The following is a 14,660-nucleotide window of genomic DNA, read 5'->3' on the forward strand; positions in this document are numbered from 1 at the left end:
CGACGTCCTCCGCGTCATCAGGAGGAACATGGCAACGCGCGTCCGCCGCCGACCGACCGACGGCCAGGGCTCGAAGCAGGTCCAGAACAACGGCCCGCGAAAGACGACCCAGCGCCGGGACGAACCGGCCCCGCTCATCCCCGTGCTCGCGCGCCGGGTCCGCGAGGTGGAGGCCCGTGTCTCCAGCAAGGGCAAGGCCAGCCCGACGAACCGAACGAAGTTCCTCGTCGTGGCCCTCCTCATGCGCTCCGAGCGCGCCCGGGTCCGTGAGGACACCTCGATCCCGTCAGCGACCCGCGCCGACCTGCTCAAGCGGCTCGACGGCATCGCGACGATCCTCGCGCAGGTCGCGGCCCGTGACACGAGCCTGCTGACCCTGCTCGACGCCGACGCCAAGCCCGGTCCCGCAGCGCAGCAGATGCGCCGCGACTGGCTGCTCGAGTCGGGCGCCGAGCTCGCCGAGGAGGATCTCGTCATCGCGGCCCCCGAGCCGCCGCGACCCGTCGTCCCGGCCCAGATCGCAGCCCGGCAGGTCATGCCGCAGTCGGTTCCCTCACGAGCGCTCGCCAACCCGTTCCTCACACCCGACCTCGGCCGCGTCCAGAGCGACTACCACCCCAACCGCCTCGCCGGCTGGGACCTGCTGACCCCGCTCTACCGTGCCTTCGAGCAGGGCGCGGGCGGCGAGGCCGCGTCGATGGATCTGCCGCCGACGCCGCAGATCGACCGCTTCTCCCCGCCCGGTTCGCAGCTGATGGTCCACCAGTCACGGTTCCTCCAGAGCGTCCAGGAGGGTCACCGCACCTTCCTGCTCGCAGACGAGCCGGGCCTCGGCAAGACGGCCCAGTCGGTCATGGCCGCCTCGATCGCGGGCGCCTACCCGATGCTCGCCGTCGTGCCGAACGTCGTGAAGATCAACTGGGCCCGCGAGGTCGAGCGCTGGACGCCGCAGCGGCGCGTCACCGTCATCCACGGTGACGGCAACGACGTCGACGCCTTCGCCGACGTCTTCGTCGTCAACTACGAGATCCTCGACCGCCACTTCGGCTGGCTCTCGAGCTTCGGCTTCCGCTCGATGGTCGTCGACGAGGCCCACTTCATCAAGAACCTCGGTTCGCAGCGCTCCCAGCAGGTGCTCGCCCTCGGCGACCGGCTGCGGTCGAGCACCCCCGGTGGCAACCCGCTCCTCATCGCCCTCACCGGCACTCCCCTCATCAACGACGTCAAGGACTTCGACGCCATCTGGCGCTTCCTCGGCTGGATCAAGGACGGCAAGCCGACGGCTGAGATCCTCCGGCGCCTCGACGACACGGGCCACACGCCGGCCGACCGTGCCTTCTACCCCGAGGCCCGACGCGCCGTCATCGACATGGGGATCGTGCGCCGCCGCAAGGTCGATGTCGCCAAGGACCTGCCGGACAAGCGGATCGCCGACATCACCGTCGAGCTCGACGACGACCTCGGCCGCTCGGTCCGCGAGGCCGAGCGTGCCCTCGGCCGGCGCCTGGCCCAGCGCTACCGGGCCCTCCTGGCCCAGGGCGACGGGCGTGAGGAGGACGGCGAGCCGGACACCGCGCTGATGCGTCGGGTCGCGGCCTCGGAGCTGCGGGCCGCCTCCGCCGAGAAGGGCACCGACAACGTCTTCTCGCTCGTGCGCCGCATCGGACAGGCCAAGTCGACACTCGCCGCGGACTACGCCGTGCAGCTGTCGCACTCGGTCGGCAAGGTCGTCTTCTTCGCCAAGCACATCGACGTCATGGACGCGGCCGAACGGGTGCTGGCCTCGGCTGGCCTGCGCACCGTGTCGGTCCGCGGTGAGCAGACCTCCAAGCAGCGCCAGGAGGCCATCGACGCCTTCCAGAAGGACCCCGACGTCGCCGTCGCGGTCTGTTCGCTGACCGCCGCAGGAGTCGGTCTCAACCTGCACGCCGCCTCCAACGTCGTGCTCGCCGAGCTGTCGTGGACGGCCGCGGAGCAGCAGCAGGCCATCGACCGCGTGCACCGCATCGGCCAGGACGAGCCGGTCACCGCGTGGCGCATTCTCGCCTCGGGCACCATCGACTCGAAGATCGCCGAGCTCATCGACGCCAAGCAGGGGCTCGCCGCGCGCGCACTCGACGGCAGCGACGAGGAGATCACCTCGGGCGACACCCTCCAGATCGACGCTCTCGTCGCCCTGCTGCGCGACGCCATCGCCGAACCGGGCGCCGCCTGAGGGCCAGCCTTCCGGGGCGAGCTCCTCCGGGCACGCTCAACCGGGCCGCGCTCGACCGCGCTCGACCGTGCGCAGCTGGGTCGCCCCGCCGTGCGCTGCCGCGCCCACCATGAGACCACGGTCCCGCGGGGTCCCGACGGCMGGTTGGGACCAACGGCCCTGTTTCTCGGGACCTGCCCCGACGTGCACTGGGAGGAGCCGCCGGTGGCGTGCGGCGCGATGGCGAGGAGGAGAGATGAGCACGAACGCCGAGACCGACGATGCCTTCGCCCTCGAGCTCATGGTGACGATGCCCAACACCCCCGAGGCCAAGACGACGCACGTCGAGATCAGCTGACCACCATGACCGACACAGGACCCACCATGCACGCCATCGTCTACCACGGCCCAGGCCAGAAGGCGTGGGAGGAGGTGCCGAAGCCGACCATCCAGGTCGACACGGACGCGATCGTCAAGATCGACACCGTCACCATCTGCGGCACCGACCTGCACATCCTCAAGGGCGACGTGGCCGCCGTGACAGACGGCCGCATCCTCGGCCACGAGGCGGTCGGCACGATCGAGCAGGTCGGTCCGGGCGTCAAGAACGTCAAGCCCGGTGACCGGGTGCTCGTCTCCTGCATCACCGCCTGCGGTGCCTGCCGCTACTGCCGGGAGGGCAGCTACGGCCAGTGCATCGGCGGCGGTGGCTGGATCCTCGGTCACAAGATCGACGGCACACAGGCGGAGTACGTCAGGGTCCCCTTCGCGGACACGTCGACGTATGCCGTCCCCGAAGGAGTGACTGATGAGGAAGTACTCATGCTCGCCGACATCGGGCCCACGGGCTACGAGGTCGGTGTGCTGAACGGCCGGGTCCGTCCCGGTGACGTCGTAGCGGTGGTGGGCGCCGGCCCGGTCGGGCTCTCCGCCATCATGGGTGCCAAGCTCTTCAGTCCGGCACACGTCGTGGCCATCGACCTGGCCGATGCCCGACTCGAGGCGGCCAAGCAGTTCGGGGCCGACATCACGGTGAACCCCTCGCGCGAGGACGCCCTCGCGGTCGTTCGGGACCTGACGCAGGGTCTCGGCGCCGACGTCGCCATCGAGGCGGTCGGGGTGGCACCGACGTTCGAGCAGTGCGCAGCCCTGGTCCGTCCGGGTGGCACTGTCGCCAACGTGGGGGTCCACGGAGGCCCGGCCACCCTGCACCTGGAGGAGCTCTGGATCAAGAACGTCACCATCACGACGGGACTCGTCGACACCTACTCGACGCCGACCCTGCTCCGGCTGCTGGCCGCACACCAGGTCGACCTGGGCCGGTTCGTCACGCACCGTTTCCCGATGGGTGAGTTCGTCGACGCGTACGACACGTTCGCGCGCGCGGCGGACACCGGCGCGCTCAAGGTCGTCCTCACGGGCTGAGCCACCCCGGACGCGACAGGACCGGTCGCAGCCGGGTCAGAGGTCGACGTGCATGATCCGAAGGCCCACGCGCTCCCCCGACGGGAGCTCGTGGGCCCGCGGCACGGTGCCCACGACGGTGAAGCCGAKGCTCTCGTAGAGCTTCACGGCACCGGTGTTGGTCGCCACGACCGCGTTGAACTGCATTGCGGCATAACCGGACTCGCGTGCCCAGTCGAGCGAGTCGACGACGAGCGCACGTCCCACCCCGCGGCCCCGCGCCTCCGCCGTCACCATGTAGCTCGCCGTCGCGACGTGCGCGCCGGGGCCGGGCCGGTTGCGCCCCATCTTCGCCGTGCCCAGCAGCCGGTCGCCGTCAAGGGCGACGGTCACCCGCCCGCCCGGGCCGTTCTCGAGCCAGAGGCTGCGCGCCTCCTCCTCGGTGAGGTCGGTCGGGTAGGGGAAGGTGTCGCCGCCGCGGACGACCTCCTCGATGACGGGCCACACGAGCGGCCAGTCGGCGACGTCGTAGTCGCGCACGATGATCTTGGATGACACTCGGACCGCCTTACGCCTGGGGGACGTTCGCCTCGAGCTCGTTCAGCCACGTCACGGAGGTCGCGTCCGACGGCATACGCCAGTCGCCACGCGGCGAGAGCGAGCCGCCCGCGACGACCTTGGGACCGTTGGGCAGCGCGGAGCGCTTGAACTGGTTGGCGAAGTAGCGCTGCACGAAGACCTCGAGCCAGTGTCGGATCGTCGCGAGGTCGTATGCCGTCCGCTCGGCCTCCGGGAAGCCCGCGGGCCACTCCCCCGCCGCACTGTCGCGCCACGCGTTCCATGCGAGGTAGGCGATCTTGGACGGACGGTAGCCGCGACGCAGCACGTGGAAGAGGGTGAAGTCCTGCAGGGCGTACGGCCCGATCCTGGCCTGCGTGCTCTGCGGCTTCTCGCCCTCCTTGGCGGGGACGAGCTCGGGGCTGATCTCGGTGTCGAGGATCGAGGTGAGCGTCCCGGACACCTCCTCGTCGAACTGGTGCGACGAGACCACCCAGCGGATCAGGTGCTGCATCAGGGTCTTCGGCACGCCTGCGTTGATGCCGTAGTGGCTCATCTGGTCACCGACGCCGTAGGTGCACCAGCCGAGCGCGAGCTCGGACAGGTCCCCGGTGCCGAGCACGATGCCACCGCGCTGGTTGGCGATGCGGAAGAGGTAGTCGTAGCGCAGCCCGGCCTGGACGTTCTCGAAGGTGACGTCGTAGACCTGCTCGCCCCGACCGAACGGGTGACCCATCGCCTCGAGCATCTGGGTCGCGGCGGGTCGGATGTCGAGCTCCTCCCACGTCACGTCGAGCGACTCCATGAGGGCGATCGCGTTGGCCTTCGTGTGGTCGCTCGTCGCGAAGCCGGGCATCGTGAAGGCGAGGATGTCGCTGCGGGGCCGGTCGAGCCGGTCCATGGCCTTGGCCGCGACGATGAGCGCGTGGGTCGAGTCGAGACCGCCCGAGATGCCGATGACGACCTTGGGCTGGCCGATCGCGCGCAGCCGCTGCTCGAGCCCGGAGACCTGGATGTTGTAGGCCTCGTAGCAGTCGAGCGCGAGGCGGTCCTCGTCGTCGGGGACGAAGGGGAAGCGATCCACCTTGCGCAGCAGCCCGACGTCGCCGGTCGGCGGGTCGAGCGCGAGCTCGATGGTGCGGAAGCCGTCGGTGCGGGCGGCGAGTGTGCGGCGGTTGTCGTCGAACGTGCCCTGCCGCTGCCGCTCCTGGCGCAGCAGGTCGAGGTCGATGTCGGCCACCGACGCGCGAGGCCCCTCGGGGAAGCGCTCGCTCTGCGCGAGCATGGCGCCGTTCTCGTAGACCATCGTCATGCCGTCCCACGACAGGTCGGTCGAGCTCTCCCCCTCACCGGCCGCGGCATAGAGGTAGGCGGCGAGACAGCGCGCCGAGGCGCTGCGGGCGAGCAGGTGGCGGTCCTCGGCGCGCGAGACGGTGATCGGCGAGCCGGAGATGTTCGTCAGGACCGTCGCGCCGGCGAGGGCGGCCTCGTGGCTCGGCGGGACCGGCACCCACATGTCCTCGCAGACCTCGACGTGGAGCACGAAACCGGGCACGTCGGTCGCCCGGAAGAGCAGGTCGGGTCCGAACGGGACACGGTCGCCCGCGACATCGATGGTCTGGCCGCGCTGGTCGTCGCCGGGCGCGAAGTGGCGCCGCTCGTAGAACTCGCGGTAGGTGGGCAGGTAGGACTTCGGCGCGACACCGATGATGCGGCCGCCGTGGATGACGACGCCGCAGTTGTAGACGCGGGATCCCTTCTCCAGCGGCGCCCCCACGACGACCACGGGACGCAGGTCGGCGGTGGCCTCCGCGATCCGGGCGAGGGCGTCGTCGACGGCGTCGAGGAGCGGGTCCTGCAGGAACAGGTCGTCGATGGCGTAGCCCGAGAGGCACAGCTCGGGGAAGATCACGAGCCCCACGCCGTCGTCGTCGAGGTCGCGCACCTGGGCGATGACCGCGTCGGCGTTGCGCTCGGGGTCGACCGCGACGATCGGCAGCGTGCACGCGGCGACACGGGCGAAGCCCTGGGCCCACGAGCTGTAGAAGTCCATGGGCACAGTCAATCGCACGGGTCGTGTGACCGGGGACTCGTCACTCGCCCGGTGCGTCGGACCCAGTTGTTACTACCATGGGTAGTAGCCAGGCACTTGCCGTACGGCACACCAAGGAGGTCGCCATGACTGACCACGACCCGGTCCACGTCCTTCACCCGGAGGAGTCCTGGGGCTTTCTCCGCACCCACGAGTTCGGCCGGCTCGCCTTCCATCTCGTGGGCGAGGTGCACATCACGCCGATCAACTACGCGGTCGACGGCGAGCGCCTCATCTTCAAGACGGCGGAGGGGAGCAAGCTCTTCGGCGTCACGGCGAACACGGACGTCGCCTTCGAGGTCGACGAGGTCTCCGGCGACCGCGCCACGAGCGTCATCGTCCGTGGCCGGGCCCGCACGCTCGAGGGGCAGGCGGCCTACATCGTCGAGCGCCTCCCGGTGCGCCCGTGGGTCGACACGCCGAAGTCCATCGTCGTAGCCATCGAGGTCGACGAGATCTCCGGACGCCGCTTCGACCTGACGCGTCCCTGGCTGCGCGACCTGCCCACCGGCTGACCGCTCCTCAGCCGACGGCGTCCCGCGCGGCGGCGAAGGCGTCGACACAGGCGTGCACGTCGGCCTCGGAGTGCGCGGCCGACAGCTGCACGCGGATGCGTGCCTTCCCGCGCGGGACGACCGGGAAGCTGAAGGCGGTGACGTAGACGCCGTTGTCGAGCATGTGGTCGGCGATCTGCGCGGCCCGGCGCGCACCGTCCTCGCCGGGGAACATCACGGGTCGGATCGGGTGCGTGCCCGGGAGGAGCTCGAACCCGGCCTCCGTCATGAGGGAGTGGAAGAGCGCCGTGTTGGCCTTGAGCGTCTCGCGCTTCTCGGCCGAGCCCTCGACGAGCTGGATCGCGGCCATCGACCCGGCGACGACGGACGGCGCCACCGAGTTGCTGAAGAGGTAGGGGCGCGAGCGCTGCCGCAACAGGTCGACGACCTCCTGGTGCGAGGAGACGTAGCCACCGGACGCGCCACCGAGCGCCTTGCCCAGGGTGCCGGTGAGGATGTCGACGCGGTCCATGACGCCGAACAGCTCGGGCGTGCCGCGGCCCCCGTCCCCGACGAAGCCCACCGCGTGCGAGTCGTCGACGAAGACCATGGCGCCGAACTCGTCGGCCAGGTCGCAGATCTCGTCGAGCGGGGCGTAGGACCCGTCCATCGAGAAGACGCCGTCCGTGACGACGACCTTGCGCTTCGCGCCTGCGGCGACCGCGGCCTCGAGCTGCGCGCGCAGGTCGCTCATGTCGGCGTTCTTGTACCGGTGGCGCATGGCCTTGGACAGACGCACGCCGTCGATGATCGAGGCGTGGTTGAGCTCGTCACTGATGATCGCGTCCCCGGCGCCGAAGAGCACCTCGAAGACGCCTCCGTTGGCGTCGAAGCACGACGAGTAGAGGATCGTCGCCTCCGTCCCGAGGAACTCGCTGAGCTCGTGCTCGAGGGAGGTGTGCAGAGTCTGGGTGCCGCAGATGAAGCGCACCGACGCCATGCCGAAGCCCCACTCGTCGAGCGCCTTCTTCGACGCCGCGACGACGGCGGGGTCGTTGGCGAGACCGAGGTAGTTGTTGGCGCAGAAGTTGAGGGCCTCCGCCTTGCGGGTCGTGATGTGCGCCGACTGTGGCGAGGTCAGCTCCCGCTCGTTCTTGTAGAGGCCGGCGTCCTTGATCTCCTGCAGCGTGGCAGCGATCTCGTCCTTGACTGAGCCGTACATCGGTGTCCTTCGCGGGTCGTGCCGGTTTCGTTCCGGGCGGGGCGGGCGCCACCCAGCGTATGCCGCGTGGTCGCCGTCTACGGACGCGCCAGCGACAGCAGGTCGTCGAGGATGTCACCCATCCGCATGAGCAGCGACAGGTGGCCCTCACCGTCGACGAGGTGGGCGCGCGCCCCGGCCACGTGCGCCGCGAGCCACTCGGCATGGGCGAAGGGGACCATGAGGTCCTCGGTGCCCTGCCACACGGCGGTCGGCACCTCGATCGCGCCGACGTCGAAGCCCCACGGGCGGGTGTGCGTGAGGTCGTCGTCGCGCCAGCCGACGATGCCCTGGGCCCCTGCGTGACGCGTCGAGGCTGCCAGGTAGTCGGCGAGCTCGCCCGTCATCGCGGCCCGGTCGACGGGAGGCAGCAGGCCGCCGAGCTCGAGAGTGATCTCTTCCGCCGTCGCCGTGAGCACCGGCGTGCCGTGCTCCTCCAGGAAGGCCGTCAGTGCTTCGGGTCCCGCCGCCACCGCGGTGTACTCCGCCACGTTCTCCGGCCCCATCCCCGCGACCGGGTCGAGCCCCTCGGCGTCCGGCGGCGCGATGCCGACGCCGGACGTCGCGGCGAGGCATCGGGTGGGCAGCAACGCCGCGCAGGCGAGAGCCCGGGGGCCGCCACCCGACCAGCCCAGCGTCACGAATGTGTCGAGGCCCAGGGCATCGAGCACCGCGGCCGTGTCGTTCGCGTCGTCCGCGACGGTCGCGACGGTCGCGGTCGTGGCAGCGTCCGGCCGCGGAGTGGACCGGCCGTAGCCGGGTCGGGAGTAGGAGACGGTGCGCAGCCCGCGCTCCGTGGCAGGACGCTCGAGGATGCCGAAGGGCACCGCCGCCTGGGGCGTGCCGTGGTGGAAGACGAGAGGCAGGCCGTCCGCCGGACCGGTGACGAGGACCTCGAGGTCCCGACCGTCGGCGGTGCGGACGAGCCGCGTGTCGTGGCTGGTCATGGCCTCATGCAACCACGACACACCACCTCCTACCTGGTCGTGTGCCGGAACGGCTTCTCGGCACGGACGCGGGTCGCGGGAGCCACGCATCTTCCTCCCGAACCGGCTGTATCACCGAGCCGGGGGGAGAACACTGGGTCACAGGGGGCCGCTGCTCCCACCGCGCGGCCCGGGTCGAAGGAGCCGAGCATGTCCAAGCGCGCGCTGCTCATCGGGGTCAACGAGTACGCGATCCCGGGGGCCAACCTGCGTGGCTGCGTCAACGACGTGCACAACATGGCCGGGGCCCTCACCGACCTCTACGGCTTCGCCGAGTCCGACATCACCATGCTCCTCGACGACGCCGCGACCAAGGCCTCGATGACGCAGGGCATCAGCAACCTCGTCGACACGGCGAAGCCCGGCGACGTCCTCTACCTCCACTACTCCGGGCACGGCTCCAACGTCCCCGACACCAGCGGTGACGAGACGACCGACCACCGCGACGAGATCCTCTGCCCGCACGACCTCGACTGGGACGACCCCCTCATCGACGACTGGCTCCGGACGACGTTCGACCGGCTCGACCCCGGCGCGTCGCTCACCGTCGTCATGGACTGCTGCCACTCCGGGACCAACACCCGGGAGCCGGTGCGCGTCGGCGGCCCCGAGCCAGAGGTCGTCTCGCGCTTCCTGCCCAACCCCGACGACGAGGCCGCTGGGGGCGGCTTCACCGGAACGCCGAGCCGGGTCCGGCGCCGCCGCCCCGACGCGGACGTCCACGTCGTCGACATCACGGAGACGCTCGTCAGCGGCTGCCGGGACGACCAGACATCGGCCGATGCCGACATCGACGGCGTCTACAACGGGGCCCTGACCTACTACCTCGTCCGGGCCATGCGCGAGGACCCCCAGGTGACGTACCGCGCCCTGCACGCGCGGACCCTCGCCGGCCTGAGTGGCAACTACAACCAGGTGCCGCAGCTCGAGGGCCGGACCGCACGCCTCGACCAGATCTTCCTCTCCGGGACGGGTTGAGCCGTGTCCACCCTCGTGGGGGGCACGGCCCCGACGCCGCCCGAGCCGGATGCCGTCCCGGCGGTCGGGGACACGCGCGTCCCCGCCGAGCAGCCCCTGCCCGTCCCCGCGTCCGCGGCGGTAAGCGCGACCGCGCCAGCGACCGTGCCACCTTCCGCACCCGCACCCGCACCCCCGCCCGCGCCTGCTCCTGCTCCGGGTGACGACGACGACCCGTCCCGGCCCCGGACCCGCGTCCGGATCTCCCACGGCGACCTGCGCTTCGCCCGCCACCACGTCCTCGTCGGCCACTACCCGGGCAGCACCCTCGTCGGCGGCGAAGGCGCCCTGGACGAGCTGCTCGACGGGCGGCTGTCGCGGGCCGCGATGCTCGGCATCTACCCCGGGCCGATCGAGACCTGCCAGGTCTTCACGGACCCGGAGCAGTGGAGCCGCCCGCCCGGCGCGGTGGTCGCCGGTCTCGGCCCGATCGGGGGGCTGAGCGCGGCCTCCCTGGCCCGCGCCACCGCCCACGCCTCACTGACGGCCGCGCTCGGCCACCTGACCGGCGGAGCCTCCGTCCCGGACACCGAGGTCAGACAGGTGAGCCTCTCCAGCCTGCTCATCGGCACCGGCCAGGGCGGACTGCCGGTGCGCGACAGCGTGCAGGCGCTGCTGACCGGCGTGCAGCGGGCCAACGACCGCCTCGCCGACACGCAGCTCGCGGTGCACATCGCCGAGATCGAGGTCGTCGAGCTGTGGCAGGACCGCGCGCTCCAGGCGGTCGAGGCCCTGGAGTCGTCCCTGACGAACGGCGAGCTCTCCGACTCCTTCACGGCCGACCTCCGGCTCGAGGAGCGTCCGGGCCGCCAGCGACGGCTGCTCTTCTCGGAGCCCAGCGGCTGGTGGCAGCAGGTGCGGGTGTGCAGCGAGCCCGACGGAGGCCTCACCTTCGAGGCCTCCACCCGACGTGCGGGCACGCCGACCCGCACGGTCCCGACCCAGCGCGCCCTCGTCGACCGGCTCGTGGAGTCACTCGTCGACTCGCCGTCGCCCGACCCGTCGGCCGCCCGGACGCTCTTCGAGCTGCTCTTCCCCAACGACCTCAAGGCCCAGGCCCCCGACACGGACAACCTCGTGCTCCTCGTCGACCGCGGCTCGGCCCACTATCCGTGGGAGCTGCTCGACGACCAGGAGACGCAGGAGGACCGTGAGCCGCTCGGCGTGCGCCGTGGCCTGGTCCGGCAGCTCGAGGGATCCTCGATGCGTAGCCACGTGCTCTCGGCGACGAGCAGCCGGGCGCTCGTCGTCGGGGACACCGCGAGCGGGCTCAGCGCCCTGCCGGCCGCCCAGAAGGAGGCTCGCAACGTCGCGAAGGCCTTGCGTGACAGCGGCTTCGCGGCGGAGCCGCTCATCGCCGAGAGCGGCACCAAGGTCGTCCAGGCCCTCTTCTCGACGTCCTACCGCGTCGTGCACCTCGCGGGTCACGGGGTCTATGAATGGCCGCTCGGCGACGGCACCGATGCCACGGTCACGGGCATGGTGCTCGGCAACGGGATGTACCTCACCGCCGGCGAGGTGGGCCAGATGAGGCRGGTCCCCGAGCTCGTCGTCGTCAACTGCTGCCACCTCGGGTCGATGGGCCCGGCCGCTCCGGCGAGCCCCGCCGGGGCGGCCGGATCGAGCAGCCCAGGCGCGTCGGGCGGTTCGGGCCTCTCACCCGGCACGGGGCAGCGCTCCGGGAACTACCACCGCCTGGCGGCGAGCTTCGCCACCGAGCTCATCGACATCGGCGTGCGCGTCGTCGTGGCGTGCGGCTGGGCCGTCGACGACGGTGCGGCGGCGACCTTCGCGACCACCTTCTACGACCGGATGCTGTCGGGCCTGACCTTCGGGGAGGCGCTCGCTGCCGCCCGGTGGCAGACGTGGAACGACCACCCGGCGGTCAACACCTGGGGCGCGTACCAGTGCTACGGCGACCCGGACTACCGGCTCGCCTCCGACGTCGTCGTGCACCGGGCCGCCACGGTGCGGAGGGCGCCCGCGAGCGCTGACCAGGCGCGGGTCGAGATCGAGAACCTCACCCAGTCGGTCGATGTCAGTCGCAACACGCGCTTCGGCCTCGACCGCCTGCGCGAGCTCTACGAGGCGCTCGCGCCCGAGGACCGCGAGGACGACTCGCTCCAGGTGCTCATCGCGCGCACCTACAACAAGTTCGGCGACTTCGACCGTGCCACGCAGTACTTCGAGCAGACCCTTGCGCACGGCGGGACCGCCCTGACGGTGCGTGACTTCGAGGTCTGGATCGACCAGGTGGTCCGCGCGGCAGCGACGAGCAACGACAGCGTCGACGACGCGGTCGCCACGATCGAGTCGGCCATCGACCGGTTGCGCACCCTCCTCGACAACCCCGCGGCCCTCGTCCTGGGCGCTCACGCGCCGGAACGGGCGGGCGTCCTTCCCGGTGACGCGCAGGCGCCGGCTGCAGCGGTCCGCGTCGACCGGCTGTGGCGGGTGGCGAGCGCCTACAAGCGRCTCGCCCTCGTCACCTGCCCCGAACGCCCCGGCGGGAGGCGTGGCGGGGACTGGACGCAGACGCACGAGGCCCTCGGCCACATGTCGGAGTGGTACGCCGCCGCACGAGCCGCGTCCGGACCCACCGACCGCCGTCGGCACGGCGCCCTCGCGAACTGGCTCGCGGCGGAGCTCGCCCTGCGGTGGCGTCCGGTGGAGGGCCGTCCGGAGCTCGACCGGGTCGAGGCGCGCCGCCTCATCGACGACGCATTGGCCGGCGCACGCGAGGAGGCCTACCTCGCCCCGACCTTCTGGACGGTCGCGGTCTACGGCGACCTACGCGTGCTCGACGCGCTCTGGAGCCAGCGCGCCACGGCCGACGAGGCGCATCAGGCCCTCGACCTCTACCGCCGCGCCAGCGAGCTCGGCAGCGAGGAGCAGCTGCGTCAGGTCCGCGACCAGGTCGACTTCCTCCTCGTCATGGCGGGCACCGAGGCGCTCCGCCGCGTCGAGTTCCTGCACACCCTGCGCGACGGCCTCGTCGCGCTCGACGCCTCCCCCGGGAGCTCCGACGTCGCCGCGGACACCGGGAGTCCCGGCGAGAGCGGGGCGACGGAGGGCACGGTCACCGCCTGACGGCATACCTCGCGTACGTCGCGCCGCCCGCGAAGCGGCGGTGACCCTGCAGCTCGAGGTCGAGGCGTATGCCGTCCGGCAGGCTTCGCGTGCCGCCACCGACGACGACGGGCACCGTCAGCAGGCGCAGCTCGTCGACGATGCCGGCCCGCAGCGCCTCGGCCGCGAGGGTCGGCCCACCGATGCTGACGTCGCGCTCGGCAGCGGCGACGAAGCGGGCCACGGCGGCCGGCTCGAAGTCCCGCTCGAGGGTGGTGCGCTCGCTCGCCACGGCCYCGAGGGTGCGGGAGTAGACGACCTTGTCGGCGGCCTGCCAGATGCGGGCGTAGTCGTGCCCGACGTCCTCGGTCGGGCCCTCGGCCGGGCCGCCGGTCGGGGCGGTCTCCCAGTACACCATCGTCTCGTAGAGGCGCCGCCCGCAGAGGTACGTGCCGACGTCGCGCTCGAGGTCGTTGACGAAGGCGTGCACCTCGACATCCGGTGCGGCCCAGTCGAAGCCGCCCTCCGAGTCGTTGACGTAGCCGTCGAGCGAGGCGATCGTCGTATAGATGAGTCGGGCCATTTCTCGACTGTGCCACGTCGCAGGTCCCGGTGAGCGCGCTGTGGTCTGACACTTTTCGCCTCAGTCGAAGTCGCGCAGGGCCCGGTTCTCGATGTCACGGAGCACCTCGTCGGCACTCCCGGCAGCGACCTCGCCGCGGCGGCGGGCCTCGAGGACGAGCTGCCGCTCCACGTCGCTGGCCCGGCGCAGGACCGCCTCGAGCTCATGCGCGCGCCGGTCRCTCGCCTCGTCGTCGCCCGACCGCGCCCGGTGGATGCTCTGCTGCGCGGTCAGGTAGCCCTCGTACTGCGCGAGCGCTGCGGTGCGCACGTCCTCGTCGAGCGTGGACGCCTCGTCTCGGATCTGCTCCAGCGCCGCCCTGCTCGCCCGCAGGCGCAGCTCCGCCACCTCCGCGGTCTCGTCCACGTCGCTGCCGACCCGAAGCGACCGGGTCAGCGGAGTCAGCGTCAGTCCCTGGACCACGAGGGTCACGAGGACGACGGCCAGCGCGACGGTGACCACCTGCGCGCGGTCCGGCAGCGGCTCGCCGGACGCCACCACCTCGGGCAGGGCCACCGCCGTGGCGACGGTGACGACCCCGCGCATGCCCGCCCACGCGACGACCGTCGACTCGCGCCAGCCGGTCGGCATGGGATCGTCACGTCGCCGGGCGCGCAGCCGGCTGAGCCAGGCTGCGGGATAGATCCACACGGCCCGGAAGACCACGAGCGTCACGACGACGAGGAGCGCCAACCGCGCCGTGTCCGTCCCCGTGCCCGTGGAGCGGATGACGGCCACGAGCTCGAACCCCAGCAGGGTGAAGACGACGCTGGTGATGAGGAAGTCGGAGTAGTCCCAGACCGCGCGACCGAGCAGCCAGCCACCGGAGGTCGTCGCGTCGTGGGCGAAGGTGCGCAGGTAGAGCCCCAGCGTCAGCACGGCCAGGACCCCGGAGCCGTTGAGGTGCTCCGCGCCGACGTAGGCGACGAACGGCACGAGCACCGTGACCGTCGTCTCCACGTA

At 71.6% G+C, this 14,660-nt stretch carries 11 protein-coding genes; 5 read left to right on the forward strand and 6 right to left on the reverse strand.

What is annotated here, in order from left to right:
- The first annotated feature begins 28 nt into the window (after positions 1–28).
- Both AC1DP0_RS07095 and AC1DP0_RS07100 read left to right on the forward strand, forming a co-directional pair.
- Positions 29–2,215 carry a DEAD/DEAH box helicase gene (locus tag AC1DP0_RS07095; protein ID WP_478083178.1) on the forward strand — a complete coding sequence of 729 codons (2,187 nt, stop codon included), beginning with the start codon at positions 29–31 and terminating at the stop codon, positions 2,213–2,215.
- Between the two features lie 363 nt (positions 2,216–2,578).
- The gene (locus tag AC1DP0_RS07100; RefSeq protein ID WP_478083193.1) at positions 2,579–3,619 is read left to right on the forward strand and encodes a zinc-dependent alcohol dehydrogenase family protein; all 1,041 of its coding nucleotides are present in this window, start codon (positions 2,579–2,581) and stop codon (positions 3,617–3,619) included.
- 36 nt (positions 3,620–3,655) lie between these two features.
- On the opposite strand, the gene AC1DP0_RS07105 is transcribed toward AC1DP0_RS07100, so the two are convergent.
- Both AC1DP0_RS07105 and AC1DP0_RS07110 read right to left on the reverse strand, forming a co-directional pair.
- A complete protein-coding gene (locus AC1DP0_RS07105) occupies positions 3,656–4,156 on the reverse strand; it encodes an N-acetyltransferase family protein (protein WP_478083179.1) in 501 nt (166 codons plus the stop codon).
- 10 nt (positions 4,157–4,166) lie between these two features.
- Positions 4,167–6,209, reverse strand: a complete 2,043-nt coding sequence (locus AC1DP0_RS07110) for an NAD(+) synthase (RefSeq protein ID WP_478083181.1) — start codon at positions 6,207–6,209, stop codon at positions 4,167–4,169.
- Between the two features lie 125 nt (positions 6,210–6,334).
- Between AC1DP0_RS07110 and AC1DP0_RS07115 the strand changes: the two genes are divergently transcribed.
- Positions 6,335–6,763, forward strand: coding sequence for a pyridoxamine 5'-phosphate oxidase family protein (locus AC1DP0_RS07115; protein WP_478083182.1), 429 nt, complete (start codon positions 6,335–6,337; stop codon positions 6,761–6,763).
- A 7-nt stretch (positions 6,764–6,770) separates the two neighbouring features.
- On the opposite strand, the gene AC1DP0_RS07120 is transcribed toward AC1DP0_RS07115, so the two are convergent.
- Together AC1DP0_RS07120 and AC1DP0_RS07125 are read right to left on the reverse strand one after the other, a co-directional pair.
- Positions 6,771–7,964 (reverse strand): glycine C-acetyltransferase, encoded by a 1,194-nt coding sequence (locus AC1DP0_RS07120; RefSeq protein WP_478083183.1) that lies wholly within the window; start codon positions 7,962–7,964, stop codon positions 6,771–6,773.
- 77 nt (positions 7,965–8,041) lie between these two features.
- Entirely contained in the window at positions 8,042–8,950 is a 909-nt protein-coding gene (locus AC1DP0_RS07125) for an alpha/beta fold hydrolase (RefSeq protein ID WP_478083184.1), read from the reverse strand.
- 189 nt (positions 8,951–9,139) lie between these two features.
- Here AC1DP0_RS07125 and AC1DP0_RS07130 point away from each other — a divergent pair, with 189 nt between their 5' ends.
- Complete coding sequence (locus AC1DP0_RS07130) at positions 9,140–9,967, forward strand: caspase family protein (RefSeq protein WP_478083186.1); 828 nt, start codon at positions 9,140–9,142, stop codon at positions 9,965–9,967.
- Positions 9,968–9,970: 3 nt separating this feature from the next.
- The gene (locus AC1DP0_RS07135; RefSeq protein ID WP_478083188.1) at positions 9,971–13,096 is read left to right on the forward strand and encodes a CHAT domain-containing protein; all 3,126 of its coding nucleotides are present in this window, start codon (positions 9,971–9,973) and stop codon (positions 13,094–13,096) included.
- On the opposite strand, the gene AC1DP0_RS07140 is transcribed toward AC1DP0_RS07135, so the two are convergent.
- Both AC1DP0_RS07140 and AC1DP0_RS07145 read right to left on the reverse strand, forming a co-directional pair.
- Complete coding sequence (locus AC1DP0_RS07140) at positions 13,086–13,658, reverse strand: dihydrofolate reductase family protein (protein ID WP_478083189.1); 573 nt, start codon at positions 13,656–13,658, stop codon at positions 13,086–13,088. The genes AC1DP0_RS07135 and AC1DP0_RS07140 overlap by 11 nt on opposite strands.
- Before the next feature lie 60 nt (positions 13,659–13,718).
- Positions 13,719–14,660, reverse strand: a 942-nt coding sequence (locus AC1DP0_RS07145) for a cation:proton antiporter domain-containing protein (RefSeq protein ID WP_478083191.1), incomplete at its 5' end; no start/stop codon positions are given.

Source organism: Terrabacter sp. P5_B1 (assembly GCF_056400505.1).